The sequence below is a fragment of the Pedococcus bigeumensis genome (genome assembly GCF_006438965.1).
In the GTDB taxonomy this organism is placed as follows: Bacteria; Actinomycetota; Actinomycetes; order Actinomycetales; family Dermatophilaceae; genus Pedococcus; species Pedococcus bigeumensis_A.
In genome coordinates, this window is record NZ_RCZM01000003.1 from 362,984 (window position 1) to 389,451 (window position 26,468).

Annotated in this window: 26 protein-coding genes and 3 tRNA genes; 12 read left to right on the plus strand and 17 right to left on the minus strand. The window is 70.2% G+C overall.

Annotated elements, in window-relative coordinates; genetic code table 11:
- Nucleotides 1–8 precede the first annotated feature (8 nt).
- The 4 genes from EAH86_RS10105 to EAH86_RS10120 are packed head-to-tail and all read right to left on the minus strand — an operon-like array spanning nucleotide 9 to nucleotide 5,216.
- The gene (locus EAH86_RS10105) at nucleotides 9–1,571 is read right to left on the minus strand and encodes a peptide ligase PGM1-related protein (RefSeq protein WP_140740006.1); all 1,563 of its coding nucleotides are present in this window, start codon (nucleotides 1,569–1,571) and stop codon (nucleotides 9–11) included.
- Complete coding sequence (locus EAH86_RS10110; protein ID WP_140740009.1) at nucleotides 1,571–2,701, minus strand: response regulator; 1,131 nt, start codon at nucleotides 2,699–2,701, stop codon at nucleotides 1,571–1,573. The genes EAH86_RS10105 and EAH86_RS10110 overlap by 1 nt, the downstream gene beginning before the upstream one ends.
- A complete protein-coding gene (locus tag EAH86_RS10115) occupies nucleotides 2,698–3,081 on the minus strand; it encodes a response regulator (protein ID WP_140740012.1) in 384 nt (127 codons plus the stop codon). Before EAH86_RS10115 ends, EAH86_RS10110 begins: the two co-directional genes overlap by 4 nt.
- Nucleotides 3,078–5,216, minus strand: coding sequence for a response regulator (locus EAH86_RS10120; RefSeq protein WP_140740015.1), 2,139 nt, complete (start codon nucleotides 5,214–5,216; stop codon nucleotides 3,078–3,080). The genes EAH86_RS10115 and EAH86_RS10120 overlap by 4 nt, the downstream gene beginning before the upstream one ends.
- Nucleotides 5,217–5,402: 186 nt before the next feature.
- On the opposite strand from EAH86_RS10120, the gene EAH86_RS10125 reads away from it, so the two are divergent.
- The 7 genes from EAH86_RS10125 to EAH86_RS10150 all read left to right on the plus strand — a co-directional run bounded on the left by EAH86_RS10125 (nucleotide 5,403) and on the right by EAH86_RS10150 (nucleotide 13,146).
- Nucleotides 5,403–6,893, plus strand: a complete 1,491-nt coding sequence (locus tag EAH86_RS10125; protein WP_140740018.1) for a protealysin inhibitor emfourin — start codon at nucleotides 5,403–5,405, stop codon at nucleotides 6,891–6,893.
- A 281-nt stretch (nucleotides 6,894–7,174) separates the two neighbouring features.
- Nucleotides 7,175–9,343 (plus strand): DNA topoisomerase (ATP-hydrolyzing) subunit B, encoded by a 2,169-nt coding sequence (gyrB, locus tag EAH86_RS10130; RefSeq protein ID WP_140740021.1) that lies wholly within the window; start codon nucleotides 7,175–7,177, stop codon nucleotides 9,341–9,343.
- A 122-nt stretch (nucleotides 9,344–9,465) separates the two neighbouring features.
- Nucleotides 9,466–12,117 carry a DNA gyrase subunit A gene (gene gyrA, locus EAH86_RS10135; protein ID WP_140740024.1) on the plus strand — a complete coding sequence of 884 codons (2,652 nt, stop codon included), beginning with the start codon at nucleotides 9,466–9,468 and terminating at the stop codon, nucleotides 12,115–12,117.
- A complete protein-coding gene (locus EAH86_RS10140) occupies nucleotides 12,114–12,629 on the plus strand; it encodes a DUF3566 domain-containing protein (protein ID WP_241668310.1) in 516 nt (171 codons plus the stop codon). Before gyrA ends, EAH86_RS10140 begins: the two co-directional genes overlap by 4 nt.
- A 152-nt stretch (nucleotides 12,630–12,781) precedes the next feature.
- Nucleotides 12,782–12,858 (plus strand) — tRNA-Ile (locus tag EAH86_RS10145).
- A gap of 43 nt (nucleotides 12,859–12,901) precedes the next feature.
- The gene (locus EAH86_RS20810; RefSeq protein WP_241668311.1) at nucleotides 12,902–13,021 is read left to right on the plus strand and encodes a DLW-39 family protein; all 120 of its coding nucleotides are present in this window, start codon (nucleotides 12,902–12,904) and stop codon (nucleotides 13,019–13,021) included.
- A gap of 49 nt (nucleotides 13,022–13,070) precedes the next feature.
- Nucleotides 13,071–13,146 (plus strand) — tRNA-Ala (locus EAH86_RS10150).
- A 139-nt stretch (nucleotides 13,147–13,285) separates the two neighbouring features.
- On the opposite strand, the gene EAH86_RS10155 is transcribed toward EAH86_RS10150, so the two are convergent.
- Nucleotides 13,286–13,582: a nitroreductase family deazaflavin-dependent oxidoreductase gene (locus tag EAH86_RS10155; protein ID WP_140740027.1), complete on the minus strand. Its 297-nt coding sequence runs from the start codon at nucleotides 13,580–13,582 to the stop codon at nucleotides 13,286–13,288.
- 257 nt (nucleotides 13,583–13,839) lie between these two features.
- Here EAH86_RS10155 and EAH86_RS10160 point away from each other — a divergent pair, with 257 nt between their 5' ends.
- Nucleotides 13,840–14,259 carry a hypothetical protein gene (locus EAH86_RS10160; RefSeq protein ID WP_140740030.1) on the plus strand — a complete coding sequence of 140 codons (420 nt, stop codon included), beginning with the start codon at nucleotides 13,840–13,842 and terminating at the stop codon, nucleotides 14,257–14,259.
- An 18-nt stretch (nucleotides 14,260–14,277) separates the two neighbouring features.
- Here EAH86_RS10160 and EAH86_RS10165 read toward each other — a convergent pair whose 3' ends face one another.
- Entirely contained in the window at nucleotides 14,278–14,814 is a 537-nt protein-coding gene (locus EAH86_RS10165; protein ID WP_140740032.1) for a TetR/AcrR family transcriptional regulator, read from the minus strand.
- Between the two features lie 195 nt (nucleotides 14,815–15,009).
- Here EAH86_RS10165 and EAH86_RS10175 point away from each other — a divergent pair, with 195 nt between their 5' ends.
- The gene (locus EAH86_RS10175) at nucleotides 15,010–15,459 is read left to right on the plus strand and encodes a 4-oxalocrotonate tautomerase (protein WP_140740035.1); all 450 of its coding nucleotides are present in this window, start codon (nucleotides 15,010–15,012) and stop codon (nucleotides 15,457–15,459) included.
- On the opposite strand, the gene EAH86_RS10180 is transcribed toward EAH86_RS10175, so the two are convergent.
- The 5 genes from EAH86_RS10180 to selD form a co-directional block, all read right to left on the minus strand.
- Complete coding sequence (locus EAH86_RS10180) at nucleotides 15,456–16,001, minus strand: hypothetical protein (protein ID WP_140740037.1); 546 nt, start codon at nucleotides 15,999–16,001, stop codon at nucleotides 15,456–15,458. The two genes, EAH86_RS10175 and EAH86_RS10180, sit on opposite strands and share 4 nt — an antisense overlap.
- 103 nt (nucleotides 16,002–16,104) lie before the next feature.
- A complete protein-coding gene (locus EAH86_RS10185) occupies nucleotides 16,105–16,287 on the minus strand; it encodes a YegP family protein (protein WP_140740040.1) in 183 nt (60 codons plus the stop codon).
- Nucleotides 16,288–16,377: 90 nt separating this feature from the next.
- The gene (locus EAH86_RS10190; protein WP_277752330.1) at nucleotides 16,378–16,812 is read right to left on the minus strand and encodes an SRPBCC family protein; all 435 of its coding nucleotides are present in this window, start codon (nucleotides 16,810–16,812) and stop codon (nucleotides 16,378–16,380) included.
- A 74-nt stretch (nucleotides 16,813–16,886) separates the two neighbouring features.
- Nucleotides 16,887–17,207 carry a hypothetical protein gene (locus tag EAH86_RS10195; protein ID WP_140740046.1) on the minus strand — a complete coding sequence of 107 codons (321 nt, stop codon included), beginning with the start codon at nucleotides 17,205–17,207 and terminating at the stop codon, nucleotides 16,887–16,889.
- A 56-nt stretch (nucleotides 17,208–17,263) separates the two neighbouring features.
- On the minus strand, nucleotides 17,264–18,262 hold the full coding sequence (selD, locus tag EAH86_RS10200; protein WP_140740049.1) for a selenide, water dikinase SelD: 999 nt from the start codon (nucleotides 18,260–18,262) through the stop codon (nucleotides 17,264–17,266).
- A gap of 24 nt (nucleotides 18,263–18,286) precedes the next feature.
- Between selD and EAH86_RS10205 the strand changes: the two genes are divergently transcribed.
- The 3 genes from EAH86_RS10205 (at nucleotide 18,287) to EAH86_RS10215 (ending at nucleotide 21,243) form a co-directional block, all read left to right on the plus strand.
- Nucleotides 18,287–18,382, plus strand: a tRNA-Sec gene (locus tag EAH86_RS10205).
- 15 nt (nucleotides 18,383–18,397) lie between these two features.
- The gene (gene selA / locus EAH86_RS10210; RefSeq protein WP_140740052.1) at nucleotides 18,398–19,693 is read left to right on the plus strand and encodes an L-seryl-tRNA(Sec) selenium transferase; all 1,296 of its coding nucleotides are present in this window, start codon (nucleotides 18,398–18,400) and stop codon (nucleotides 19,691–19,693) included.
- Between the two features lie 14 nt (nucleotides 19,694–19,707).
- The gene (locus tag EAH86_RS10215; protein WP_140740055.1) at nucleotides 19,708–21,243 is read left to right on the plus strand and encodes a selenocysteine-specific translation elongation factor; all 1,536 of its coding nucleotides are present in this window, start codon (nucleotides 19,708–19,710) and stop codon (nucleotides 21,241–21,243) included.
- Here EAH86_RS10215 and EAH86_RS10220 read toward each other — a convergent pair.
- From EAH86_RS10220 to EAH86_RS10245, 6 genes are all read right to left on the minus strand, one after another.
- Nucleotides 21,233–22,786 (minus strand): LGFP repeat-containing protein, encoded by a 1,554-nt coding sequence (locus tag EAH86_RS10220; RefSeq protein WP_140740057.1) that lies wholly within the window; start codon nucleotides 22,784–22,786, stop codon nucleotides 21,233–21,235. The genes EAH86_RS10215 and EAH86_RS10220 overlap by 11 nt on opposite strands.
- Nucleotides 22,783–23,322 carry a hypothetical protein gene (locus EAH86_RS10225; RefSeq protein WP_140740060.1) on the minus strand — a complete coding sequence of 180 codons (540 nt, stop codon included), beginning with the start codon at nucleotides 23,320–23,322 and terminating at the stop codon, nucleotides 22,783–22,785. Before EAH86_RS10225 ends, EAH86_RS10220 begins: the two co-directional genes overlap by 4 nt.
- A gap of 5 nt (nucleotides 23,323–23,327) precedes the next feature.
- Complete coding sequence (locus tag EAH86_RS10230; protein WP_140740063.1) at nucleotides 23,328–23,924, minus strand: sulfite exporter TauE/SafE family protein; 597 nt, start codon at nucleotides 23,922–23,924, stop codon at nucleotides 23,328–23,330.
- Between the two features lie 91 nt (nucleotides 23,925–24,015).
- The gene (locus EAH86_RS10235) at nucleotides 24,016–24,876 is read right to left on the minus strand and encodes a hypothetical protein (protein ID WP_140740066.1); all 861 of its coding nucleotides are present in this window, start codon (nucleotides 24,874–24,876) and stop codon (nucleotides 24,016–24,018) included.
- A 4-nt stretch (nucleotides 24,877–24,880) separates the two neighbouring features.
- Nucleotides 24,881–25,435, minus strand: a complete 555-nt coding sequence (locus tag EAH86_RS10240; RefSeq protein WP_140740069.1) for a MauE/DoxX family redox-associated membrane protein — start codon at nucleotides 25,433–25,435, stop codon at nucleotides 24,881–24,883.
- A 149-nt stretch (nucleotides 25,436–25,584) separates the two neighbouring features.
- Nucleotides 25,585–26,406 carry a hypothetical protein gene (locus tag EAH86_RS10245; protein ID WP_140740072.1) on the minus strand — a complete coding sequence of 274 codons (822 nt, stop codon included), beginning with the start codon at nucleotides 26,404–26,406 and terminating at the stop codon, nucleotides 25,585–25,587.
- Nucleotides 26,407–26,468 lie beyond the last annotated feature (62 nt).

Genomic DNA, 26,468 nt, shown 5'->3' on the forward strand with positions numbered 1-26,468 from the left:
CCACCTCCTCAGGGGAGAGATCTGGGGGTGGCGGCGGAGCGGGCCTCGGAGAGGAGGATCCGCTCCGCCCGGTCGTAGCATTCCTGAGCCTTGGCTGCGGTGTCGCCCACGGCGGTCATCCCCACCCGACCGGCCTCGGTGACGGAGCTGATCATGTGGAACACGACGCCCGTCTGGCTGGCGGGGTCGAAGTGCAGTCCTGTGCGGGCCACGACGTCGAACAGGTCGTTGACGCGAAGTCCTCGCAGGCTCGGGTCCTCGAGGTGGTCGGTGGCCACGAGGTGCTTCTCGCGGCCGGCCGGAGTGGTGAACAGCGCGGTCTGGCTGTCGTACCGACCATTGGTCAGGAACTGCAGGGTCAGGAAGGGATGCGTCGTCCCGCCCTTGCGCAGGTTGACCTCGATGGCGAACGACTCCCACCGGGCGCCCTTGCGTACCACCACGAAGTCGATCGCGAACCGTCCGAGCACCCCGAGCTCCGCCAGCCGCGCACCCACGGCCCGTGCCTGCTCCGTGATGGTGCCGGCATACGCCGGATCGGCGGGGAACGTGCAGCCGAGGTAGGACTGGCCTGTCGGGCCCCCCAGCACCTGGTCGTGGGTGGACAGGACCTCGACCTCGCCGAGCGGGGTGACCCGGAGCTGGACGCTCGGACTGAGCACCTCGTCGCCGGTGATCCGCTCCTCGACGATGCCGGCCCGCTCCGCGAACTTGGCGAAGTACAGGTCATGCGTGACGGCCTTGCCCTCGAGCTCCATGATCCGCACCCGGCCCTCGAGCTCAGAGCGCTCGGCCGCAGACCCCGTAGCCGGGAGCCCGGCCAGGTCGACGAGGGCGTTGCCCGCACCCGCCACGCCTTCGTTGAGCTTCACCATGGCCTGCTCGACCCCGGGTCTGCGAGCGCGTAGCTCCGCGAGGGAGTCCACGATCTCGTCGATCGAACGGAGGTCCTCGAAGCCAGCGGGGTAGTCCACCCCCGCCTCGTCGAACAGGCGTCGGCACCCGGTCTTCGTCCCCAGGGCGAAGTGTCTCGGGTCCGCCCCGTACATGGGGATGCCCAGCTCGAGTGCGAGGTCCCGCTCGATGGTGGTGGTCGTGTAGGGAACCAGGTGCGAGCGACCTCGGTCCGGGATGAGGTCTGCGATGTCGGCGAGCAGCCGGGGCCGCTCCAACAACTTCTCGGTGAGGGGGCGCGGCGTGAGGTCGCCCACCGACACCAGCGACAGCCTGGCGCGGGCATGGCTGGGAATGACCCCCGGCAGGAGGGCGAGGTAGTACTCCACGATCGCCGGGTCGATCGGCCCCGAGGTCACATAGACCATGCGCAGGCGAGGTTGCCGCAGGAGGAGCAGCAGGAAGAGGTAGCGCTCCTCCATCGCCTGGTTGATGGCGCCCGCCTTGGCCGTGACGCGGTCCAGGGACACCGAGGGCACCACCACGACCGACTCACCGGGCTCGTTGAGGCGCATCGACCGCCAGACCGTGGGGAGCCGGCCCTGCAGCCTGTCGTATGCCGCGTTGCGCTCCTCCTCGTTCAGCTCGGCCAGCGGGCGTGAGACGTCGGTGGCCATCACGGTGCCGTCCGCGCGGCGTCGAGTCCGAGCACGTCGAAGACCTCGACCGGGCGGGTGATCCCGCGCAGCTCCATGGGTCCGAGTGACCTGGTCACGGCCACCTCGGATGCTCCGGTCACCACGCGTTGGGTCACCAGGATCTGACCCGCGGCGGCCATGCCCGACAGCCGGGCGCTGAGGTTGGTCACCGTGCCGATGGCGGCGTAGTCGTACCTCCCCTCGAAGCCGACCCGGCCCAGGGTGGCGTACCCCTGGGCGATGCCGACGCCGAAGCCGAGCTCGTGACCGCGGCGCTTCCAACCGTCGGCGAGCTCGGCCACCCGGCCGCGCATGGCCACCGCCATCCGCACCGCGCGCTCGGGAGCGTCCGGACACGGGATCGGGTCGTTGAAGAAGACGAGGAGACCGTCGCCGGCGAAGTGCTCGAGCGTTCCCTCGAACCGGAAGACGAGGTCGCCCAGCGCCTCGTGGTACTCGCGCAGGACCGACATGACCTCCTCGGGCTCGGCGGTCTCCGCGAAGCTGGTGAAGCCACGCAGGTCGCAGTAGACGGCCGTGATCTCGCTGCGGTGGCTCTCGAGGAAGGTGTCGTCCCCGCTCTCCACGACCAGCCCCGCCACTTGCGGAGAGAGGAAGCGGCGGAGGCGGCCGACCCGCTCGAGCTCGGTGACCTGCGCCGCCACCTTGGCCTCGAGCTCCCTGTTCCAGTCGGCGAGCTCAGCGGCCTGCCGCTCGATGGTGTCGTGGTACCGCTTCACCCGGACGAGTGAGCGGACCCTCGCCAACAGCTCGGCCTGCTCGAACGGCTTGGTGACGAAGTCGTCCGCGCCCGCCTCGATGGCGCGCAGCTTCTGCTCCTGGCCACTGGCGGTCACCATCACCACGGGCAGGTAGGAGGTGGCCTCGTTGGCGCGGATCTGCCGGCAGGTCTCGTAGCCGTCGATCCCGGGCATCAGGATGTCGAGCAGCACGAGGTCGGGGACCCGGGTCGACAGCCACGTGAGCGCCTCCTCGCCCGAGGTGGCGGTGTGGACGACGAAGCCGCGCGGGCTGAGGACTGCGTCCATCAGCTTGACGTTCTGGGGCAGGTCGTCCACGACCAGGATCACCGCGTCGTCGGTCCTCATCGGGGGCCCTCCGTTCTGAGGTGCTCGCGCACCTGGTGGGGAAAACGTCGCACGTCGATCGGCTTCTCCAGGTACCCGTCGAACCCGGCCGCCATCGCGCGGGCCCGGTCCTTCGCCATCGCGAACGCGGTGAGCGCCACAACCGGGATTTCGGAGGTCCGCGCATCGTCGCGGAGGAGCGACAGGGCCGCATGCCCGTCGATCCCGGGCAGCTGGAGGTCCATCAGGATGAGGTCGGGCGAAGCCACCCGAGCCTTGGCCACCGCCTCCTCACCCGTCATCGCGACGAGAACGGTGAAGCCGGCATACTCCAGCACGTCCCTGGCCAGCTTGAGGTTCCGCTCGTTGTCCTCGACGAGGAGGACCACGGAGTTCGTCATCCCGCCTCCTTGCCGCGGGCCCTGACCGGCGCCGACGTGATCTGGGCCAGCCGCTCGGCCAACAGGCCGAGGTCGACGGTGCTCTTGGACATGACGAAGTCGATGCGACCGTCGAGGAGCGCACGGTCACGGGGGGTGAGGGTTTTGGCCGTGAGCACCACCACGGGCAGCGAGGCCGTTTGCGGGTCGCTGCGGAGGATGTCGACCACCTCGAAGCCGTCGGTCTCCGGCATGAGCAGGTCGACCAGGACCACTGACGGATCGTGGGTCCGGATCAGGGTCATGGCGACCGCCGCGGTGGTGCAGGTGTGCACGATCCAACCGGCCGGCTCCAGGGCGAGGCGCACCAGCTCGAGGGCGAGCGGGTCGTCGTCGACGAAGACGGCCACCTTGCGTGTGGCCCGGTCGACGGGCAGGTCGACGAGGCGGCGCAGCGCCGCGAGCAGGTCGTCCCGCGCTACCGGCTTGACGAGGTAGTCGGAGGCACCGAGCGCGAAGCCGCGGCCGCGCTCGTGGATGACCGAGACGACCACCACGGGGGTGGCCGCCGTGTGCGGGTCGCCCTTGATCGCGCCCAGGACGTCCCAGCCGTCCATCCCGGGCAGCCGGATGTCGAGGATCACCGCGGCCGGGGACAGGTCACGGACCGCCGTCAGGCCGTCGGCTCCGTTGGGGACGGTCACGGGGCGCAGCCCAGCAGCCTCGAGGTGCAGCGACATCAGCTCCGCCGAGCTGCGGTCGTCCTCGACGACAACCACCACCGGACGGTCGTCGGTCTGGGCGGCCCGGCCCGGCAGGCCCACCGCGGCGCCGGCGCTTCGGTCGAGGGGGATCGAGAAGCCGAAGGTGCTCCCATGCCCGACCTCACTGTTGAGCCACAGCCGACCACCGTGGAGCTCGACGATCCGCTTGGTCAGGGTGAGCCCGAGGCCGGTGCCCTCGACCTGGCGCGCCGCCCGGCCACCTTGCTGGAAGGAGTCGAAGATCCGCTGCTGGTCCGCGGGGTCGACGCCCATGCCGGTGTCCGACACGGTGATCTCCAGGTCGACGGCTCCCCCTCGGGCGCGCACCTCGACCCTGCCGCCGTCGGGCGTGAACTTCACCGCGTTGCTGAGCAGGTTGAGCAGAACCTGCTTGATCCGGAGCTCGTCGGCTCGCACCACGTCCACCCCGGCCCCCACGTCTCGGCTCAGGATGATGCCGTGGGCCACCGCCCGCTCCCGAACCATCGACAGGGCGTAGTCGACCGTCTCGGCGACGGCGAACTCGGTGGGGTCGAGCTCCATGTGGCCGGCCTCGACCTTGCTCAGGTCGAGGACGTCGTTGAGCAGGGCGAGCAGGTGCCGGCCCGAGCTGAGGATGTCGCGCAAGTAGTCCTCCTGCCGCTCGTTGAGGTCGCCGAACATCCGCTCGAGCAGGACCTCCGAGAAGCCGATGACCGCGTTCAGCGGGGTGCGGAGCTCGTGCGACATGCTCGCCAGGAACTCCGACTTGTGCTGGCTGGCCTCGGCCAGCTCGGCCCGGCCTGCCTGCAGCTCCTGCACCAGTCGGACCGAGTTGATGGCCAGGGCCGCCTGTGCGGCGAAGGCCGTCACGATGGTCATCTCGCTCTCCGCGAACGGGCTGACCTGGTTGCGCCACAGCACCATCGCCCCGACGACCTCGTCGTCGACGATCAGGGGAGCGCCCATGGTCGTCCGGAACCCCGCAACCCGCTGGAGGTCGAGGCGGCCGTACTCAGGGTCGGCCACGACGTCCTCGATCTGCTGGGGTCTGCGGTCCAGCCCCACCCTCCCCATCAGGGTGTCCCGGTCCATGGGCAACGGGTGCTCCGCGATGTAGGTGATCGCTTCCTCACTGATGCCCACCGCCTTGATCAGCTGGAAGACCCGGTGGTCGTCGAGGAGGCACAGCTGGGCGGCATCCGAGCGACACAGTCTCCGGGCGCTGTCGACGATCGTGGTGAGGACCATGTCGGGGTCCCCCGCGGAGCGTCCGACCGCCGAGAGCACCTCGTTGACCGCCGCGAGCTGGTTGCGGGCCTCCTGCAGCTCAGCCGCGAGGTCCGGCGTTCTGGCCGGCGCCCCCGTCTCGGCCGGCCCGGCCCCGGGCGTCGCCCCTGCTGATGTAGTCATTCGCAGCCTCCCTGGACGAGCAGCAGCCAAGCGCTCGCGTCCCCTGCAACGACTTCCTCTTGGCAGTGTCCACCCTCGTCGCAGGCCTGACCACCGGAAATCGACAGCCTCCCGAAGGGAGCTGGCCGCTGAACCCCCACGCTTCCCCGGGAGGCGGGTGTCGGCGCCCCGGCGCACTATGGATCCATGACCGGACGACCCAGCCGAGGCGTGTGCTCGATCGTCCCGCCCTACCTGCTGGACGCCCTCACCGGTCACCCCGACGAGGCGGTCGCGGAGCGCGCCCGACACTCGCTCGAGCGCGACCACTCGCTGCGCAGCCACCGCTCCGCGCGGGCCCCCCGCACCTCCTCGACCACGGACCATCCGGTCCAGCACCAAGGCGGGCTCGCTGCCCCGCACGCCGACGACGGCACCGGCCCGCAGCGCACCATCGCCGACGCCCAGGGGCGTGAGACCACCCCGGCCACGACCGTGCGCACGGAGGGCCAGCCGGCCACCGGCGATGCCGCCACCGACGAGGCGTACGACGGGTTCGGTCAGACCTGGAGCCTGTACGACGAGGTCTACCGTCGTGACTCCCTCGACGGGCAGGGCCTGCCCCTGCTCGGCACCGTCCACTACGGCAGTGGCTACGACAACGCCTTCTGGGACGGCACCCAGATGGTCTTCGGCGACGGCGACGGCAAGGTCTTCAACCGGTTCACCATCGCGGTCGACGTCATCGGGCACGAGCTCACCCACGGCGTCACCGAGCACACCGCCGCGCTGGAGTACCAAGGCCAGTCCGGTGCCCTCAACGAGAGCCTCTCCGACGTCTTCGGGTCGCTGGTCAAGCAACGCGCGCTCGGCCAGACCGCGGCCGAGGCCGACTGGCTGATCGGTGCGGGCCTGTTCACGGCCCAGGTCAAGGGGGTCGCGCTGCGGTCGATGAAGGCGCCCGGCACGGCCTACGACGACCCCACCCTCGGCAAGGACCCGCAGCCCGCGACGATGGCCGGCTACGTCGAGACCACCGACGACAACGGCGGCGTGCACCTCAACTCGGGCATCCCCAACCACGCCTTCTACCTCGCCGCGACGACGATCGGCGGCAACGCGTGGGAGGGCGCCGGACAGGTCTGGTTCGACGTGCTCACGGGTGGCCAGCTCGCGGCCACGGCCGACTTCGCGGCCTTCGCGCGGCTCACGGTCGCTGCTGCCGAGGGCAGGTATGCCGCGGGCTCACCCCAGGTGAGCGCCGTCCAGACAGCCTGGGAGCAGGTCGGCGTGCTCGACACCGCTGGCTCTGGGGGCGAGAGCCGGGCTTCGAGCACCGGCTCGGGTGGCGACCGCTTCGCTGACCTCGACGACCCTGACGAGCCCGGAAGCGCTGGCGGCGGTGCGCCGCGGGCTGGGACCCAGGTCCAGGTCCGCCGGACGGGTGGTCTGGCAGGGCTGCGCAGGGCCCGGACCGTCGCCCTGGACGACCTGCCGGACGAGGACGCGCAGGGCTGGCGCCAGCTGCTGGCCGGCCACGGCCTGCAGCAGCTGGCGGCCACACCCTCGTCGCGCCCCATCCCCGACGCGTTCACCTACCACGTGGCCTGCCCGCCCGAAGGTGAGGAGGTCACGCTGCCCGAACACGGCATACCCGAACCGGTGCGTGACCTGCTCCAGCGCACCCTCGGCGACTGAGCGGGAGCCCGTCGCCCGGGCAGCTGTCCCGGCCGGTCGGAAACGCGAGAATCGGGCGCTCAGGGGGTGGGCGACGTATCCCCACCCGTGAGCGGGCACTTTTTTGTCTCAAATCCACGTTCCCGGGCCTCCTGACGCGAGATCTGACACCGGTGACAGGTAGACTCATGGGTGAATTCGCGACCAGCTGGTCAACCAGTCCTGGTCGCGTGCCATGAGCGGGTTCAGCGACCACCAGGGGACACCTCCCTCGTTCGCTGTGCCACCGGAGAAGGAGCACCGTGTCCGAGGCTGACCACACGCCAGACCAGAACGCCCCCGCAGACAGCACCACGGCAGACAGCACCACCCCCGAGACAGGCAGCGACTCCGCAGCCAGCGCCCCCGACCAGTCGACCACCGAGCACCTCACAGCGGCGCAGGCCGAGGCTGCTCGCGAGGTCGTCGAGGCCGATCTCGCCGGTGCCGCTCCCGGGTCTGACTACGACGCCAGCCAGATCACCGTCCTCGAGGGCCTCGAGGCCGTTCGCAAGCGCCCCGGCATGTACATCGGGTCCACCGGCGAGCGCGGGCTGCACCACCTCGTCTGGGAGATCGTCGACAACTCGGTCGACGAGGCGCTCGCCGGGTTCGCCGACACCATCGACGTCACGCTGATGGCCGACGGTGCGGTGCGGGTCGCCGACAACGGCCGCGGCATCCCCACCGACATCCACCCGGCCGAGGGCAAGTCCGCGGTCGAGCTGGTGCTCACCCAGTTGCACGCCGGTGGCAAGTTCGGCGGCGGCGGCTACAAGGTGTCCGGTGGCCTGCACGGCGTCGGCTCCTCCGTGGTCAACGCGCTGTCGACCCGGCTCGACGTCGAGGTCTTCCAGAAGGGGCACGTCTTCCGGGTCACCTTCGACCACGGTGAGGCGGTCGCCCCCCTGGAGAAGATGGAGGCGTCCGACCGCACCGGCACGACCATCACCTACTGGGCCGACGGTGGCATCTTCGAGACGACCACCTACGACTTCGAGACGATCCGGGCGCGGATGCAGCAGATGGCCTTCCTCAACAAGGGCCTGCGGATCAACCTCACCGACGAGCGCGAGCCCGAGCGGGCTGCTGACGACGCCGAGACGGTCGACGCCTCGGAGCGCAAGGCCCGCAAGGTCTCCTACAAGTACGACAACGGTCTGGTCGACTACGTCAACCACCTGGTGGCCTCGAAGAAGTCCGAGCCGGTGCACGCCGAGATCATCTCGATCGAGTCCGAGGACACCGAGCGCCAGCTGAGCCTCGAGCTCGCGATGCAGTGGACCACCTCCTACTCCGAGTCGGTGCACACCTACGCCAACACGATCAACACACACGAGGGCGGCACCCACGAGGAGGGCTTCCGCGCGGCGATGACCAAGCTCATCAACGACTTCGCGCGCAAGCAGAACCTCCTCAAGGACAAGGACGACAACCTCACCGGCGACGACATCCGGGAGGGCCTGACCGCGGTCGTGTCGGTCAAGCTGGGTGAGCCGCAGTTCGAGGGCCAGACCAAGACCAAGCTGGGCAACTCCGAGGTCAAGGGCTTCGTGCAGCGCGCCATGACCGACGAGTTCGGGCACTGGCTCGAGGCACACCCGGTCGAGGGCAAGGACATCGTCCGCAAGTCGGTCCAGGCCGCGGCTGCTCGGATGGCCGCCCGCAAGGCGCGTGAGGCGACCCGTCGCAAGGGCCTGCTCGAGTCCGGCGGCCTGCCCGGCAAGCTGCGCGACTGTCAGAGCAAGGACCCGGCCATCTCCGAGGTCTTCATCGTCGAGGGCGACTCGGCCGGCGGTTCGGCCGTGCGCGGTCGCAACCCGCACAACCAGGCGATCCTGCCGATCCGCGGCAAGATCCTCAACGTCGAGAAGGCCCGCATCGACAAGGTGCTCGCCAACAACGAGGTCCAAGCGCTGATCTCGGCGTTCGGCACCGGCATCGGCGAGGACTTCGACAAGACCAAGGCGCGCTACCACAAGATCGTGCTGATGGCCGATGCCGACGTCGACGGCCTGCACATCCGGACCCTGCTGCTGACGCTGCTCTTCCGGTTCATGCGCCCGCTGATCGAGGAGGGCTACGTCTACCTCGCGCAGCCGCCGCTCTACCGCCTCAAGTGGAGCAACCACCCCCACGAGTTCGCCTACTCCGACCGGGAGCGCGACGCCATGGTCCAGGCCGGGCTCGGCCAGGGCTGGCGGCTGCCGAAGGACGCCGGGATCCAGCGCTACAAGGGTCTGGGCGAGATGGACTACCAGGAGCTGTGGGAGACCACGATGGACCCCGACCACCGGGTGCTCCTCCAGGTCACCCTCGACGACGCGGCTGCCGCCGACGAGATCTTCGCGATCCTGATGGGCGAGGACGTCGAGTCCCGGCGCGGCTTCATCCAGCGCAACGCCCGCGACGTCCGGTTCTTGGACATCTAGGGCCCGTATGCCGGGTGGCCAGGTTCCACGTGAAACCAGCCACCCGGCATACCCACTGCATGTGAAATGGCACGGCTGTTGACTGGCAGGCTGTTGAATAGCTTTGACGGACAAGGGAATTCATGACTGAGATACCGCCGATCGAGTACGACCGCACCGAAGCGGTCGACCTCAACACCGAGATGCAGCGCAGCTACATCGACTACGCGATGACGGTGATCGTGAGCCGGGCGCTGCCCGACGTGCGCGACGGCCTCAAGCCGGTGCACCGTCGCGTGGTCTACGCGATGTTCGACGGTGGCTACCGCCCCGACCGCGGCTACAACAAGTGCAGTCGCGTCGTCGGTGAGGTGATGGGTCAGTACCACCCGCACGGTGACTCCTCGATCTACGACGCCCTCGTCCGCCTCGTGCAGGACTGGTCGCTGCGCTACCCGCTGGTCGACGGCCAGGGCAACTTCGGCAGCCCGGGCGACGACCCGGCCGCCGCGCCCCGGTACACCGAGTGCCGGATGGCCCCGCTGGCCATGGAGATGGTGCGCGACATCGACCAGGACACGGTCGACTTCCGCGACAACTACGACGGCAAGACGCAGGAGCCCGTCGTCCTGCCGAGCCGGTTCCCCAACCTGCTCGTCAACGGCAGCTCCGGCATCGCGGTCGGCATGGCCACCAACATCCCGCCGCACAACCTGCGCGAGGTGGCCGACGCCGCCCAGTGGCTGCTGGCCCACCCGGACGCCACCCGCGACGAGACCTTCGACGCGGTGTTCGCCCGGATCACCGGCCCCGACTTCCCCACCGGTGCACTGATCCTGGGTCGCAAGGGCATCGAGGACGCCTACCGCACCGGCCGTGGCTCGGTCATCATGCGCGCGGTCGTCGAGGTCGAGGAGATCCAGGGCCGGCAGTGCCTCGTGGTCACCGAGCTGCCCTACCAGGTCAACCCCGACACCCTGGCGCAGAAGATCGCCGAGCTGATCAAGGACGGCCGCCTGTCGGGCATCGCCGACATCCGCGACGAGACGTCCGGTCGCACCGGCCAGCGCCTCGTCATCGTGCTCAAGCGCGACGCGGTGGCCAAGGTAGTGCTCAACAACCTCTACAAGCACACCCAGCTGCAGAACAACTTCGGCGCCAACATGTTGGCCCTCGTCGACGGGGTGCCGCGAACGCTGCCGATCGACGCCTTCATCCGGCACTGGGTCGAGCACCAGATCGAGGTCATCCAGCGGCGCACCAAGTTCCGGCTGCGCAAGGCCGAGGCCCAGATCCACGTGCTGCGTGGTCTGCTCAAGGCGCTCGACGCCCTCGACGAGGTCATCGCCCTCATCCGGCGCTCGCCCACCGTCGAGTCGGCCCGCGAGGGCCTGATCGAGCTGCTCGGCATCGACGAGCTCCAGGCGCGCGCGATCCTCGAGATGCAGCTGCGTCGCCTGGCCGCCCTCGAGCGCCAGAAGATCATCGACGAGCACAACGAGCTCGAGGCGATGATCCTGGACTTCGAGGACATCCTCGCCAAGCCGGAACGCCAGCGGACGATCGTGTCCAGCGAGCTGAGCGACATCGTCGACAAGTTCGGCGACGACCGCCGCACCCGGATCGAGTTCTTCGACGGCGACATGTCGATGGAGGACCTCATCCCCGAGGAGGACGTGGTCGTCACCATCACCCGTGGTGGCTACGCCAAGCGCACCCGGGTCGACGCCTACCGGTCCCAGGGTCGGGGCGGCAAGGGCGTGCGTGGCGCCTCGCTGCGCGGCGACGACATGGTCGACCACTTCTTCACGACGACGTCGCACCACTGGCTGCTCTTCTTCACCAACCTCGGCCGGGTCTACCGCGCCAAGGCCTACGAGCTGCCCGACTCCGGGCGGGACGCCAAGGGTCAGCACGTCGCCAACCTGCTCGCGTTCCAGCCGGACGAGAAGATCGCCCAGGTCCTCGACGTGCGCGACTACGCCCAGCAGCCCTACCTCGTGCTCGCCACGAAGAACGGCCTGGTCAAGAAGACCCGGCTCGGCGACTACGACTCCCCCCGCAGCGGCGGCCTCATCGCCGTCAACCTCAAGGAGGGCGACGAGCTCGTGGCCGCGGACCTCGCGTCCCCGACCGACGACCTGCTGCTGGTGTCGCGCAAGGCACAGTCGGTGCGCTTCCACGCGACGGACGCCCAGCTGCGGCCGATGGGTCGGGCGACGAGCGGCGTCACCGGGATGCGGTTCCGCGGCGACGACTCGCTGCTGTCGCTGAGCGTCATCCACGAGGGCGAGGACCCCGACGTGTTCGTGGTCTTCGAGAACGGCATGGCCAAGCGCTCGCCGGCCTCGGACTGGAACGCCAAGGGCCGCGGTGGCCTCGGTGTCGCCGTCGCCAAGATCACTGAGCGCAACGGCGACCTGGTCGGTGCCCTCACGGTGAGCGAGGACGACGAGGTCCTGGTCATCATGGGCAAGGGCAACATCGTGCGTATGCCGGTCAGCCCGGTCACGCGGCGCGGCCGCAACACCCAGGGCATGAAGTTCGCCAACCCGGGCAACGGCGACTCGGTCGTCGCCCTGGCCCGCAACCCCGAGCGGGCGGTGGACGAGGTCGAGGCTGGTGAGGTCGACGCGGAGGACGCAGTTGGGGCAGTTGGTGCGTCCGACGCGGCCACTGAAAGCGGCTCACCGGCCGTGGATGCCGTACCGTCGTCAGGTAACGAGCAGGAAGCCGGGGATATCGACCAGGCGTCCGACGCCCCTGAGAGCGACGCCAGCGGAGGTAGCGAGTGAGCACGGCAGGCCAGACCAGCAGGTCGGCCCTCCCCCAGGGAGGGGCCGCCCCCAGCGTGAGCCCGGGTCAGGCGGGCTCTGCCCAGAGCGCACGCCCGGCCGGTGCCGCCCGGCCGACAGGCGCCCAGTCCGCCGCTGCGGCCGCCCGCGCTCGTCGCGTCAAGCTGACGGTCTCGCGGGTCGACCCCTGGTCGGCGATGAAGATGTCGTTCCTCATCTCGGTCGCCCTCGGCATCGCCGGCGTCGTCATGGTGGCGGTGCTGTGGATGATCCTGTCCGGCATGGGCGTCTTCAGTGAGGTCAACCGGCTGGTCGGCACGATCATCAGCGACTCGGAGAACCCGTTCGACATCATGGACTTCCTCGGCTTCGGTCGGGTGCTGTCCCTCTCGATCGTCCTCGGGGTCATCGACGTCATCCTGATGACCGCCCTGGCGACGCTCGGAGCGTTCCTCTACAACATCTGCTCGGCCCTGGTTGGCGGCCTCCAGCTCACCCTCACGGACGACTGAACCGACCCCGAAACCCGGCCCCACGGCATGCCGGAAACCGCCCGCTGACCTGCACAGGTCGGCGGGCGGTAACCGTTTTGGATGTGCGTGAGTGCGTGCTGTAACCTCGTGCCTCGCGCCACCTCCCGTGGCGCAGCGGAGATTGGGCTCACGGGCCTATAGCTCAGACGGTTAGAGCGCTTCCCTGATAAGGAAGAGGCCACAGGTTCAAGTCCTGTTAGGCCCACCAATCCCGATCCCCGCGGTTGTTCTGCGAGGGAAGGCGACGGCCCATGAAGAAGCTCCTGCTCCTCATCGTGACGGCCATCGGCGCCACGGCAATCCAGCGGAAGCTCAAGGCCCAACAGGCCGAGAAGGACCTCTGGGCCGAGGCGACGGACTCCCCGAAGTAGGCAACCAACCAGGTGAACGGGCCGGCCTCGATCCGGACCGTGATCCGACGGGGCCATGGCGCAATTGGTAGCGCACCTGCTTTGCAAGCAGGGGGTTAGGGGTTCGAGTCCCCTTGGCTCCACCAGCTTCCCCACGACCACAGCAAGGCCCCGCCGGTATGCCGCGCGGGGCCTTTGCCGTCTCTTCGACTTCTGGCCATCCACACCGGGTCAGCCCCTGATGTCAGGGCAGCGCCCGGCACGGGTGGCCAGAAGAACCCGGACTCAGCGGTCGAGCTGGATGAAGGCCGGGAAGCGGCCGCTGCCCACGACTTTCTTGATGGGTCCTGCCTTCGCCAAGGTCACGGCGACAGCTGGACCGACGATCCGCGCATTCGTCGTCCGCCAGTCGCGGCCCTTCCACGTCACGACGGCCCCACCTGCAGCGAGCACGTTCTTGGCCCAGTTCGTGCCCTCCCCCCAGGGCAGGCCGACGAGAAAGGTGTCCGAACCGCGCGTCGGGACGATGGCGACGGGAATGGCGTAATCCGTGCCGCTCTTGCGTCCGACGTGATGCATCACTGCCCAGAGCGGGAACCATGCGTGGCCTGCGAGGCGTCGTGCGAGCGGAGTGGTGACTCTGACCAGCCGGGACGGCGGGGCGGCTCGGCTCCGTTTCGTATGCTGGTCCATGACTCCAGCATGTGCCAATTCATCGCGCAATGAAAGAGCGCGGAGATCTTGATGGGCCGGGTCGAACACGACATTGCGGCCGCATCGGTGGACCCGCGAACTCGCCGTGGACTGGGAGGCTTCCGGGGAGACGTACAGTTAGCACTATGAGTGATGACTGTAGGCACGGAATGAACCCAGCTTGGTGCTCTTCCTGCCTCGGTGACGACGATCGCGCATTCCCCGGCCTGAACGGCAGCGGTACCCGCACCGGAGTCTCCGAGCAGGAGCAGGTCGACCGCCTCTGCCGGCAGCTCGGCGTTCCGACGCAGACCGTCGGGGAGGGAGCCAGCCTCCCCCTGGACGTCTTCGAAGCCGCCGCGGTGCGCTGCGGCGTCAAGGTGGGGACCATGCCGGCGATGGGCCGGGCTCTCGCCAAGCAGGCCGGCCTTCCGTGGGGCGCCGCGTGCCACAGCCGCGCCACCGTGAGCAGCGGCGGCCCGACCGTCACTCGCGAAGGCCTCGACGTCATCAACCGGGCCGTCACCCAGATCCTGGGCAGCGCCAACGCCAAGGCCAACGCCTAGGCCCCTAGGCCACTCGGGTCATCCCACTCGGCGCTTGGCGTCCTCGCGCAGCTGGGTCGCGACCAGGTCGAACGGCTCCATGTCGCGCCGGGCGCGGGCCAGCACGACCGCCCCTTCACTGGCGGCCATCACCATCGTCGCGAACGACGTTGCCTCCTCGTGCCGAATTCCCCCGCGCTGCAACAGCTCGGCCAATCGCGCGCCCCACGACCGGAACACCTCTGCCGCCGCATCGAGGAGCTCCTCGGAGCCGCTCGAGACCGTGACTGCCAGCACCGAGCAGCCGGCCCCGAAGTCTGATCGCGCCAGCACCGTCCGCCAGAGCAGCATGAAACCGTCGACGACCTCCGGCGCCGGCAGACCGTCGAGGCTGTCGAGGACCGCGACCGCCCGCGCACCCGCGAGCTCCACGGCGGCGGCGATGAGCTGGTCCTTCCCGTCCGGGAAGTGGTGGTAGATCGAGCCGCGCGGCGCCTGCGAGGCTTCCAGCACCGACGAGAACGACGTCGCCTGGTAGCCGCCCCGGGCCAACAGCAGGATGGCGCTGTCGACCATCCGCTGGCGTGCTGACCGCTCCGATGCCGACCGCTCCGATGCCGACCGCTCCGATGCCGACCGCTCCGATGCCGACGGCTCCGAGTTCCCCGACCCTGCCACCTGCGTCACTCACCTCGACTCTTGACTATGACGATCATCATAGTGGACCATCACGAGGAACCCTTCGGTCCCACCTCATGTCAGGAGTCCACCATGCCCATGATCGATGTGTATGCCCCCGCCGGCACCTTTGCCGACACGCAGCAGCTCGCGGTGGACCTCGCCACAGCCGTGATGACGATCGAGGAAGTGCCCAACATCCCGATGTTCCGGCAGAACACTGCCGCGTTCGTGCACGACCTGCCCGCGGACTCGCTAGCGAATGTCGACGGCGACAGCAGCTACGTGCGGGTCCAGGTCCTCACCAACGCGGGGGCCCTCGACCGTGACAAGCAGCTTGGTGTCGTGCGACAGCTCACCGACATCGTGGCGACGGCGGCCGGCGACCCGACCCTCACCGACCGGACCTGGGTCATGCTGACAGAGGCTGTCGAGGGAGGTTGGGGTCTGCGCGGCCATGCCAACACCAACGCCGAGCTCGTCACCGCAGCGCGGGCCCAGATCGCCGAGCTGCAAGGGGGTCGCCCAGCCGACGAGAGCTAGGGCGCCAGCAGGACCAACGGGACGCGGCAGTTCAGGCCGACGTTGTTGAGCCGGTCGACCAGGCCCTTGCCGTCGATCGTCGGCAGCACCATGGGTTTCGGCTTGCCCGCTGCGAGCGACCGCGCATAGGCGTCCCGCGCCGAGACCAGGCGCTGCCAGTCCTCGAGCCACTGGTCCGCAGGCTGGTCGGCCTGGAGGCGGTCCGGGCCGAGCTGGTTCATCGTGGCGATGAGCTCGGTGACCGCGTCGTTCTGGGCGTTGATGGCGCCGACCCGTTGCGGGATGGGTGCGGTCGAAGCCACTGCCGAGGCCGCTGCGGAGTCACGCATCGCCGCGCAGGCGCTCGACGCTGCTCGCGCGATGGAGCCCTGCTCGATCAGGTCAGGGTCGTCGGCGTTGGCGTAGGTCCACAACCGTGAGAGCGCGACGGAGACCACCACCGCTGCCACGACCACGGCGATCCGGGCCGACCATGCCCTCCACTGCTCCCCGGTCATCGCGCCCGGCCTGGCGGGATCGGTGCCGTCCGCAACTCCATCCACGTCCCGAGCCCCGACGCCAGATCCACGGTGCCGACACACGACGAGGCCCCGCGCGGCATAACGGGATGGTTGCCGAGCGAGGCCTGGTCGATGCTGTGGTGAGCTATCCGTCGACCTCGACGACGGGCGCCCCCGGCGCGTTCTTCTGCACGGAATCGATGCCGCTCTGTGCCGCCGCCTTCGACTCGTAGGCCTCGCCCACGGCGATCACCTGGCCGTTGCTGGACTTGAGCCGGAAGCGGTACTTGCCGGCCTTGTCCTGGTAGAGCTCGAACTTCCCCGCCATCGCTACACCTCCGTGAGAGTGGTCCAACACACGCGAACGTTGGCAGCCTAGGGCTGTGGGTATGTCGCGTACACCCCTTCGGACGCACCGTCAGGCGGACTCCGCCATCGCCTTGAGCTTGGTCATCGCGTCCATCGTCTGCTTGGGCAGGTCGCGCCGAATCAGCGGCGTGAAGATTTTGCCGAGGCCCTTGGTGGCGATGTCGATCGAGTGCGTCAGCGTGGTGCCCACCCCGTCGGAGGCAGCGACGAAGTCGACCGTCACGTCCATCATCTTGTCGGTGAACTTCATCGCGAAGTGCCGGTCCGGCTCCCGCGCGATGATCTGACCGTCCATCGTCCCGGAGCGGCGACCGTCGTTGTAGTGGTACTTCAACCGCGTCCCCACGTCGTTGCCGCCCTCGTCCAGCTTGTCGATGCCGGTGCATCGCGACAGCCACTGGGGGGTCTTGGTGAAGTCGTCGACGATGGTGAAGATGGCGGCGGGCGGCGCGCTCACGGACAGGGTGTGGTCAAAGTGCGGCACGGCAGGGCCTCCGGGGGGAGAAGTGAAGTGGGCACACGCTACTGCGTGCGCACCGGTCCGGAGGAGTGCCTGCCTCAGATGTCCGGGAATGCCGGGAGCTCGGCTTCCGCCCGCAGGCTCGGCGGGTTGGGCAGCGGGCGCCGCGGTTCGCGCACGCCGGCCGTCCCGGTGTCCGGTCCGTCCGGAGAGAAGGCGCCCACCAACCGCCGGCCACGGACCCGGCGGTGCCGGTACACGGCATACAGGTCGGCGTGGGTGTGGTCCCGCTCGACGACGCGGCGCAGCGTCGGGCCACCGACCATCACCGCCTCGCCCGGACTGTCCGCGGTGACGAAGACCGGGCGGCCGTGCGGCTGCCCGGCCCGGTTGTGGGCGATGAGCTCGTACCTGGCCATGACCCCAGCGTGCGCCGAACCCCGCTCAGTCACAAGGCCTCTTGGACAGCAGCGGTTCAGCGAATCTCGATCCGGGCCGGTCCGGCGACCGTGTGGCCGATGACTGGCGCACCCGGTATCTCACCGACGACCAGCAGCCCACCGCTGGTCTGGGCGTCCGCCAGCATGAGCAGCACATCCTCGGACGCACCACCGTCCAGGTGTGGTTGGACCCACTCGAGGTTACGGCGGGTGCCCCCGGACACGTAGCCATCGCGCAGCGCCTCCCACGCACCGTCGAGGACCGGCACGGCAGCCGAGTCCAACGTCGCGCCGACCCCGGACGCGCGGAGCAGCTTGAAGAGGTGACCGAGCAGCCCGAACCCGGTCACGTCGGTCGCTGCCGCGGCCCCCGCCTCGAGGGCCGCTGCACTGGCGATGTCGTTGAGCTCGACCATCGACGCGATGGCGTGCGGGAACACCTCACCCGTGGCCTTGTGCCGGTTGTTGAGCAGGCCGACACCGATCGGCTTGGTCAGCGAGATCGGCAACCCTTCCTGCGCGGAGTCGTTGCGCAGCAACCGATCCGGGTCGGCGACGCCGGTCACGGCCATGCCGTACTTGGGTTCCGGGTCGTCGATGCTGTGACCGCCAGCCACCGGGCAGCCAGCCTGCGAGGCCACGTCGAGCCCACCGCGGAGCACCTCGCGCAACAGCTCCATCGGCAGCACCGACCGCGGCCAGCCGACCAGGTTGATCGCCAGCACCGGCCGGCCGCCCATCGCGTAGACGTCCGACAGCGCGTTGGCCGCGACGATCCGTCCGAAGTCGTAGGCGTCGTCGACCACCGGCGTGAAGAAGTCGGCGGTGCTGATCACCGCCACGTCACCGCTGACCCGCACCACGGCGCCGTCGTCACCGTCGTCGAGCCCGACAAGTAGGTCGTGCCCGAGCCCGCCCGACTGGCCACCCAGACCGCGCACCACCTCCTCGAGCTCACCGGGTGGGATCTTGCAGGCGCAGCCGCCGCCCGCGGCATACTGCGTCAGTCGCACGGGAACGCCCTGAATGGTCACGCTGCCTACGCTAGCCTCGCCAACGGAGGCGTGCAGGCGCCTGGTGGCCCTCCCGGTCTTCAAAACCGGTGCAGCCAAGCACCTCGGCTGGGCGGGTTCGATTCCCGTCCGCCTCCGCCAACGACAGGAGGGCGTATGCCGCACCCCGCGGACGCGCGCCGCCTCGTGCCGCGCACCGATTTCGTCCTCGCGGAACCCGCTGTGGCACAAGCTGTTTCGCGCCTCGGCCACGAGTCCGTGAAGGCTGCCGTGCAAGCCGCCCAGGCGCTGGCGAGAGCAGGAGAAATCAGCCCGGACGACGTCGTGGCATCGACGCTCGCGGCCCTGCCAGAGCGGTCGACCACCCTGACTCCGGTCCTGAACGCGACCGGGGTCGTCATCCACACCAACCTGGGCAGGGCGCCCCTGTCCGACGCCGCGGTCGAGGCGATGCGCGCGGCCGCCGGCACTGTCGACGTCGAGCTCGACCTGGCCACCGGTCGGCGGAGCACCCGGGGCCGGGGCACCCTCGCCGCCCTCCTCGAGCTGCTGCCCGAGGCAGAGGCCGCGCTCGTGGTGAACAACGGGGCGGCGGCCCTGGTGCTGGCCACCACCGCGCTCGCAGCCGGCCGAGAGGTGGTCGTCAGCCGTGGCGAGATGGTCGAGATCGGGGACGGGTTCCGGCTGCCCGACCTCATCGCGAGCGCCGGTGCGCGGCTGCGCGAGGTGGGCACGACCAACCGCACGACCCTGGCCGACTACGAGGCTGCCATTGGTCCCGAGACCGGCTGCGTCCTCAAGGTGCATCCGAGCAACTTCCGGGTCGAGGGGTTCACCTCGGCAGTCCCGGTGGCGGCCCTCGCGGCGCTGGGTCCACCGGTGGTGCACGACATCGGCAGTGGCTTGCTGCGACCGCACCGGTTGCTGCCCGACGAACCCGACGCGGCGCGCTCGCTCGCCGACGGTGCGGCGGTGGTCACCTGCAGCGGCGACAAGCTGCTGGGCGGACCACAGGCGGGACTCGTCCTCGGTCGGACCGACACCGTGACCCGGCTGCGCCGGCATCCCCTGGCCCGGGCGGTCCGTGCCGACAAGACGACGCTGGCCGCGCTCGAGGCCACCCTGCGCGGTCCCCGCGCCCCGGTGTGGGACGCGCTCGAAGCCGACCCGGACCGACTGCGCGCGCGTTGTGATGCTCTCGTCGCTGCCCTCCCCGAGGGACTCGGCACCACCGTCCCGGCCGACGGTGTGGTCGGCGGCGGTGGGGCGCCGGGCCACACCCTCCCGGGGTGGGCGGTCGCCCTCCCAGAGTCGTATGCCGCGGGGCTGCGTCTGCAGCCCCGCCCCGTCCTTGCCAGGGTCGAGCGGGCTCACTGCCTGGTCGACCTGCGCTGCATCCCGGAAGCTGCGGATCCCTTGGTGGCACAGGCGATCCGCACCGTCGTCGGTTAGCGGGTGAGGCCCTGATGGCCGTCGTCGCGACAGCAGGTCACGTCGACCACGGCAAGTCGACCCTGGTCCGCCTGCTCACCGGTCGGGAGCCGGACCGCTGGGCCGAGGAACGTCGTCGCGGCCTCACGATCGACCTGGGCTACTCGTGGACCGACATCGACGGCAGCCGGGTCAGCCTGGTCGACGTGCCCGGGCACGAGCACTTCACCGGCAACATGCTCGCGGGACTCGGACCGGTGCGAGCCGTGATGTTCGTCTTCGCCGCGGACGACGGGTGGTGTCGACAGTCGCAGGAGCACGCCCGTGCCATCGCCGCGCTCGGGATCGAGCACGTCCTGCTCGTCGTGACCCGGTGCGACCGCACACCTGGCGAGAGTGCCGCGCAGGAAGCGAGGGAGCGCTGTACCGCTCTCGGGATCCGGGTGGCGGAGACGGTGTTGGTCTCCGGGGCAACGGGAGCCGGCCTGCCCGACCTCCGCGCAGCGCTGGGGCGCCTGGCGCAAGCGGTTGCGCTTCGCCCGATCGCTGACAGGGAGGACGAGCCCCCCGTCCGGCTGTGGGTGGACCGGTCGTTCACCATCCGGGGAGCGGGCGCGGTGGTCACCGGGACCCTGGAGTCGGGGACGCTCCGGGTGGATGACGCTCTCCTGCTGCGAGGGCGTCGGATCACGGTGCGTGGCCTGCAGTCCTGCGACGAGCAGGTCGAGGTCCTGAGCGGCCCGGCCCGGGTGGCGGTGAACCTGCGCGGACTGGCCGCCGTGGAGGTGTACCGGGGCGATGCGCTGCTGACCGAGTCCTGGCCGCCAGCAGCAGCCATTGTCCAAGTCACCGGTCCCGAGGTCGGAGCGCGGCTCCCGAGAGAAGTGACGCTGCACGTGGGCACTGCGGCCCTGACCGTCCGCACCCAGCGGCTCCCTTGCGGAATGGTCCGCCTCCGGCTGCCGCGACCCGTCCCCCTCGTACCGGGCGACCGTGCCGTGCTGCGTGACCCCGGTCTGCGCGAGGTGCTCGCCGGGGTCGAGGTCGCGGTGGTGGATCCACCCACGCGTCGCGACCGCCGTCGAGGCGAGGCACAAGCCGCCCCACCCGCCCCACCCGCCCCACCCTCTCAGCCTGCGCCAGAGGCACCAGACGGCATACAGGCGCTCGTTGGTTGGCTCAGCGCGCATCCGCTGCTGGCGCCGTCGCGTGACCAGCTCGATGTCTGGGCGTTCACCCCCCAGGACCTGGCCCGCGCGGCGGAGCGCGGTCAGGTCCTGCGGCTGGCCGGGGTGGTCCTGGCCGGTGACGCCCTGCAACGCGCGGCCGCGGCGATCGGTCGGCTGGCGCAGCCGTTCACCGTGGGGGAGGCCGCGCGGGCGATGGGCACCTCACGCCGGGTGGCGGTGCCCTTGCTGGAACGCCTCGACAGCACCCTGGTGACCCGGCGCCTGCCCGACGGCAGCCGGGAGCTGCGCGAAGCGGCGCACGATTCCGACGGCGACCACGAACCCGACCGCGGAGATGAGCTCGAGCTCGACGACGATCAGGCGCGCGGGATCACGTCGTGATCGTGCCGCCCTCGAAGGTGCAGGTGAGCCCGTCGCCCGAGGCGGTCGTGTCGGTGACGGGGTAGCCGTACCTGCCGGTCGCCCCTCCGGCCGCCTTCCACTGCGTCAGCACCGCGCCGTAGACGCGTCGGGCGGGACCGGAGTCGAGCGCCCACAGCTCACCACCCTGGAAGGTCTGGTGCGACCCCCGCGTGTCGTCCGCCTGTGCTGCCGTCGGGAACCTGAGCACACCCTTGTCGAGTCGGTTGGCCACCCAGGTGGCGTAGATCGCGCCCGAGACGGCCTGCGTCGAGGTGGCGGTGGAGTCGGTGATCGCGCCGGTCTGGAACTGTTGGATCCAGGCGCCGTTCCCGAGGTCCTCCCGGGCGGCGACGGGGAAGCCCAGCGGACCGGTCTCGCGACCTGTCTGCTCCCAGACCGTCCAGCGCACACCCCACACGGCTTGGCTCGTGGTCGCCGTGCTGTCGACGATGGCGCCCTGCTGGAACCGTTGGATCCAGGCGCCGGGCAGGCTCTGCGTCGCCGAGATGGGATAACCGAGGTGGCCGGCCTCCCGGCCCTCCCGCTGCCAGACCGGCCACCGGACACCCCAGACGAGCTGGGTGGAGGTGGATGCGCTGTCCGTGATGGCGCCGTTCTCGAAGGTCTGGATCCAGCCACCGTCCGGTCGCCCGGTGACCTTGTCGGCGGTCGGGTAGCCCAGGGCGCCGGTGGGACCACCGTTCGCCGTGAAGACCGAGTCGGTGAAGGCGGTCAGCGAGCGCGCGCCGGTCTTGGAGCTCCACAAGATACGGCCACCCTGGAAGCTGACGTACTGCCCACGGCCATCGCCGACGGCGCGCTGCGGACCGGTCGAGGCCTTGAGGAACGACCGCTGCTCGCCCAGCGCGCGGTACTTCGACGTGATCGCGCTCCAGACGGGGAGGCTGGGGGCGCTGTGCTCGCTCGTGCGGTTGTCGACCAGCGACGTCGTCGTGCAGCTGGTCCACTGGTAGGGCGCCACGCAGCTCACGACGCGGCAGTGGACGCCACCGCTGCACTTGATCTGGGTGTTGCACTGGCCGTAGCGGAAGGCGTTGCAGCAGATCCGGCGCTGGTCGCAGGTCGCCGTCGACCCGGTGCCGCACGAGCAGCTCCAGCACTTGGCGTCGCACATGTTGTCGCTGCACCCGGTCGTGCACTTCGAGCAGCTGGCGTTGCAGTCGACGATGTAGCGGTAGCCGCCGCCGCACCACGAGGAGTCGGCAGCCTTCCACCAGCCGGCTGCGAAGCTGCCGGGCGGGCAGGTGTTTACACCCTTGTTCACCGTCGCGCAGAACACCGTCCAGCCGCTCGACGCCGTGTTTCCGGGTCCGCAGATGGTGGCGTATGCCGCGACAGGAGTGAGTGCGTACTCCCTGGGCTTGGTGGCCAGGGCCGTGGCGGCCACCGTGGCACCGACGAGCACGTCCCGGCGCGAGACCGGCCGAAACCGTCGGGACAGGGCGCTCACGAACCCGGCCATCCCGCCAGGTCCGGCGTTGAGGTCCTCGAGGGTGCTCACGGTCGTCCTCCCTGTCGGGCGAGGGTGGCCCGATCGGTGATCCGGATCGAGGCGACCAACGCGGCCGCCCGGGGCACCGAGGCCATCCGGCGGGCATGGCTGCCCACGACGGTGAACAGGCAGAACGCCCGGCCGCCGGAGCTGAAGAAGTGCTGCGAAGCGCTCATCCCGGGCAGCGGTCGCTGCAGCCGGTTGGGCCCGAACTGCGACGGCGCCAGCCGTGGCATCCCCTGGTTCTCGAACAGCCCCTGGTCGGCGACCTCGGTGCCGTAGTCGACCAGCGCCACGAAGATGTCGTCCGGACCCAGCAGGTCCACCACGTTGCTGCCGAAGTCGCCACGGTCGGCCGGCATCGGGCGCGTGCAGGCATGCAGCACCGCGCGGGTCACGTCGGCCTGCGGCCCCTCGGCTGCGTGGGGGGCGGCGCCGCGGATGACGACCCCCGTGGGCGCAGCGGGCTCGGCACCAGGCCTACGGGTCACGGACACCTGCCAGCCCTGCGGCGCGGCGGCCCTGAGCCCGTAGTTGTCAGCCACTGCTCTCAACTCCCGATTGCGGCGGCCAGCAGGATCGCGGCCGCTCCTCCCAGAGCCACCTTAGCGATGACTGCTGCCGGATTTGTCCATTGCTCGACACGGATGAAGACGCGGTGCAGGCTGTCGCGGTCATCGACGCGCGCCAGCAGCAGCGAGGGCAGCGCCCGAACCACCCCGAACGTCGCGCCCACCGCCAGCCCGGCGGCGAGGTGACCGGTGAGGGCGGCGAGCAGCACGACGGCATACGTGGTCGCGCTGGTGATGATCGTGACCAGGCCGAACCCGAGCTGGACGCCGAAGCCGCCGCCGTAGACCCAGCCCCGGTAGCGCGTCAGCCAGTCCACATCCACCTGGCGCCGCCAGGAGGGCAGCGACTGGGGGCCGCGCAGGTCGAAGGCCAGCCCGACCAGCAGCAGGCCTGCGACGACGACCAGGGTCCACCGCGAGGTCCGCACGGAGTCCGGCAGGGAGGAGCCGAGCAGGGCGGCCAGGCCGCCCATGGCGAGTCCACCGGCCAACGACCCGAGGAGGTATGCCGTGGCGGTCAGCCACCAGCGGGAGTTGCGGGCCCGCTCGCCGAGCGGGCTGATGCTCGAGAGCATCGACTCGCCTCAAGGGGACCAGGTCGCCCGGACCGCGGCGACCGCGGCCATGGGGAGACCCAGCGCGAGGGCGAGCACGGTCACCGACACGTCAGTGCTCGTGGCGGTGCTCGGGGTGGTCGTGACCGGAGTGACCGTGCGCGTGGTCGTGCTCGTCGGCTGGCTCGGCGTCGGGGGCGCGGTAGAGGCTGGCGTCGCCGGGACCCACCCCAGCGGCCAGCAGCTCGGCGTCCATCCGCGGCAGGCTGTCGAGCTCGCCGCGGCCGAGGTCGGCGCCGACGAGCAGCCCGGGACCGGTGCGGCCGGCGGCCGCCCGCGCCTCGTCGTTGTCGGCGACGCCCTGGGCCATCAGGTCGCGGACCTGCGCCCACGTGGTGGCCGAGCCCTCCCCGGTGACCACCCCGCCCTCGACGTAGACGAAGTACGGCGACCCGGGGATGTCGTAGTCCACCCAGGCGCCGGAGGACTGCACGACGTCGCGGTCCCTGGCCAGGGTGCGCAGGCTCGAGACCGACTCCTCGGCGGACCCCTTCGCGATGATCTGCAGGTCGCCGTTGCCGGGGACGTCCACCGGTCCCTGGAACTCGTCCCAGAACGTCTGGCAGACGCTGCACCCGCTGGTGAGGAAGGCCAGCAGCGTGCGGCAGCCGGGGGTCGTGACGGTGACTCGCTGCTCGGCCCGGTCCAGGTCGGTGCCGACGATGTCACGGGCGGTGGCCGAGTCCTTGCGGGTCGCCTGCACGACGCCCGTCTCGAGCTCGACAGGCACCGGTCCGGGCTTGCCGCCGGTGGTCGCCGTGGTGACTCCGGTACCCGCTTCCTTCTCCAGCTCCAGCCCGGCGCCGAGCTCGTGCAGGGCCTTGAGGATGAGCGCGTGGCTGCGCAGCAGCCCGAGGACGAGCACCCCGAGCAGCACGATGGCCACGCCTTCGGCGATCACGACGGTGAGCATCAGGTCAGTCCTTCGTGGTGGAGCTCGGGCGCGTCGGCGCGACGCTGCTGCGGATGGCGACGGGGGACGTGGTCGGCAGGACGGCCATTACCTGCCAGGCGAGGAACCCGATGACCACGGCCAGTCCCGCGGTGGTCAGGCCAGCGGTGTCGACGTCCGACCACACACCGACCGGGGCGTCGACTGCCACGGCGAGCGCGGTCAGTGCAGCGACGGCGGTCAGGGCCAGGTGACTGCGGGTCGCGGGGGTGTCGGGCTTCCCGAAACAACCGCACGAGCCGAGCACCCCACCTCGCCCGTGCACCCGCGCCACGAACGCCGTGAAGACGAGGTAGGCCGCGGCCACCAGGGCGGCGCTCAGCCGTCCGGGCGCGGTCAGCGCCCAGCCGCCCACCCCGACCTCGGCGACGGCGAAGGCACGGACGAGAAGGCGGCCGGCCGGCATACCCGCCGCGCGCAACGCCCGCACCAGCGGCAGCGGATCGACGATCTTCGGGACCCCGGCGACCACGAGCAGCCCCGCCGCGGCGAGGAACGGTCCGGCAGCCAAGTCCCACATGCGGTCCCACGCTACCTTCCGGCTCGCTCACTCACCCTCCGTGCAGCACCCTTTGCCAGCAAAGGAAAGTGAAAGGTGGACAGGTCGCAACCTGTCCACCTTCCGCCAAACCTTGCTAGCAAAGGGTGCTGCACACCCTGGGGAACGGGTCAGTCGACCTTGTTCTTGGCATCATCGGCGGCGTCGGAGACCTCGTCAGCGGCATCCTGCACACCGTCGGCGGCGTCGGTCGCGACGTGCCGACCCTTGCTGGTCACCTTGTCCTTGGCGTCGGATGCGGCCTCGGTGGCCTTGTCCTTGGCGTCAACGGCCTTGTCCTTGACGGTCTCGGCGGCGCTGCTGGCCTTGTCCTTGGCGGCGTCGGCGAGGTTGGCGACCTTGCTGGTGCTGGAGTCGCGACCGGTCGTCGGCGCGGTGTAGGGGTCGTCGAGCGGCGTGGCCCACGGGTCCTCGCGCGGCGCCGACTTCTTGAACGCGGCGAGCGCGGCTGCAGCGGCGGCCGCGAGGCCGAGGAACAGCAAGATCTTGCCCTTGCGCTTGCGCGGCTTGGCGACCGCGTCGCCCTTGAGCACCGAGTAGGCGTCCGAGGAACGGTCGGCAGTGTCGCTCGCGGCGGTCTTGGCGGCGGCAGAGGCAGCAGCCACCGCAGCGATCGCCTCGGCGACCCTGGGGAGCAACGAGTCGACGATCGTGTCGCGCGCGGTGTCGACCCTGGGGGCCAGCCCCTCGACGGCACCCTGCAGCTTGGGAGCGGCGACCTCGATGCCGTGGTCGACGTGCGGCTTGGCCCACTCGCGCGCGGCATCGACGTGCGGCTTGCTCCAGTCCTTGGCCTGGGTCGCGCGCTCCTTTGCGACCTCGGCGGCCGGTGCGACGCGCTCCTTGAGGGCGACGGCGTAGTCGGCTGCGCTCTGCGCGGAGCTGCTGACGGCCTCGGTGGCCTGCTCAGTCTTGGTCTTGGTGCGGAACACCGTGGCCTCCTGTGACTTGGTGTGCGATGGACTCCGGACGGTCGCGAACCAGTGCCGATCAA

Bases quoted from the DNA above. Each gene is read 5' to 3' on its own strand.
- EAH86_RS10105 (WP_140740006.1), bottom strand. From the start codon at position 1,571: ATGGCCACCGACGTCTCACGCCCGCTGGCCGAGCTGAACGAGGAGGAG.
- EAH86_RS10110 (WP_140740009.1), bottom strand. From the start codon at position 2,701: ATGAGGACCGACGACGCGGTGATCCTGGTCGTGGACGACCTGCCCCAG.
- EAH86_RS10115 (WP_140740012.1), bottom strand. From the start codon at position 3,081: ATGACGAACTCCGTGGTCCTCCTCGTCGAGGACAACGAGCGGAACCTC.
- EAH86_RS10120 (WP_140740015.1), bottom strand. From the start codon at position 5,216: ATGACTACATCAGCAGGGGCGACGCCCGGGGCCGGGCCGGCCGAGACG.
- EAH86_RS10125 (WP_140740018.1), top strand. From the start codon at position 5,403: ATGACCGGACGACCCAGCCGAGGCGTGTGCTCGATCGTCCCGCCCTAC.
- gyrA (WP_140740024.1), top strand. From the start codon at position 9,466: ATGACTGAGATACCGCCGATCGAGTACGACCGCACCGAAGCGGTCGAC.
- EAH86_RS20810 (WP_241668311.1), top strand. From the start codon at position 12,902: ATGAAGAAGCTCCTGCTCCTCATCGTGACGGCCATCGGCGCCACGGCA.
- EAH86_RS10160 (WP_140740030.1), top strand. From the start codon at position 13,840: ATGAGTGATGACTGTAGGCACGGAATGAACCCAGCTTGGTGCTCTTCC.
- EAH86_RS10165 (WP_140740032.1), bottom strand. From the start codon at position 14,814: ATGGTCGACAGCGCCATCCTGCTGTTGGCCCGGGGCGGCTACCAGGCG.
- EAH86_RS10175 (WP_140740035.1), top strand. From the start codon at position 15,010: ATGCCCATGATCGATGTGTATGCCCCCGCCGGCACCTTTGCCGACACG.
- EAH86_RS10185 (WP_140740040.1), bottom strand. From the start codon at position 16,287: ATGGCGGGGAAGTTCGAGCTCTACCAGGACAAGGCCGGCAAGTACCGC.
- EAH86_RS10195 (WP_140740046.1), bottom strand. From the start codon at position 17,207: ATGGCCAGGTACGAGCTCATCGCCCACAACCGGGCCGGGCAGCCGCAC.
- selA (WP_140740052.1), top strand. From the start codon at position 18,398: ATGCCGCACCCCGCGGACGCGCGCCGCCTCGTGCCGCGCACCGATTTC.
- EAH86_RS10215 (WP_140740055.1), top strand. From the start codon at position 19,708: ATGGCCGTCGTCGCGACAGCAGGTCACGTCGACCACGGCAAGTCGACC.
- EAH86_RS10230 (WP_140740063.1), bottom strand. From the start codon at position 23,924: ATGCTCTCGAGCATCAGCCCGCTCGGCGAGCGGGCCCGCAACTCCCGC.
- EAH86_RS10235 (WP_140740066.1), bottom strand. From the start codon at position 24,876: ATGCTCACCGTCGTGATCGCCGAAGGCGTGGCCATCGTGCTGCTCGGG.
- EAH86_RS10240 (WP_140740069.1), bottom strand. From the start codon at position 25,435: ATGTGGGACTTGGCTGCCGGACCGTTCCTCGCCGCGGCGGGGCTGCTC.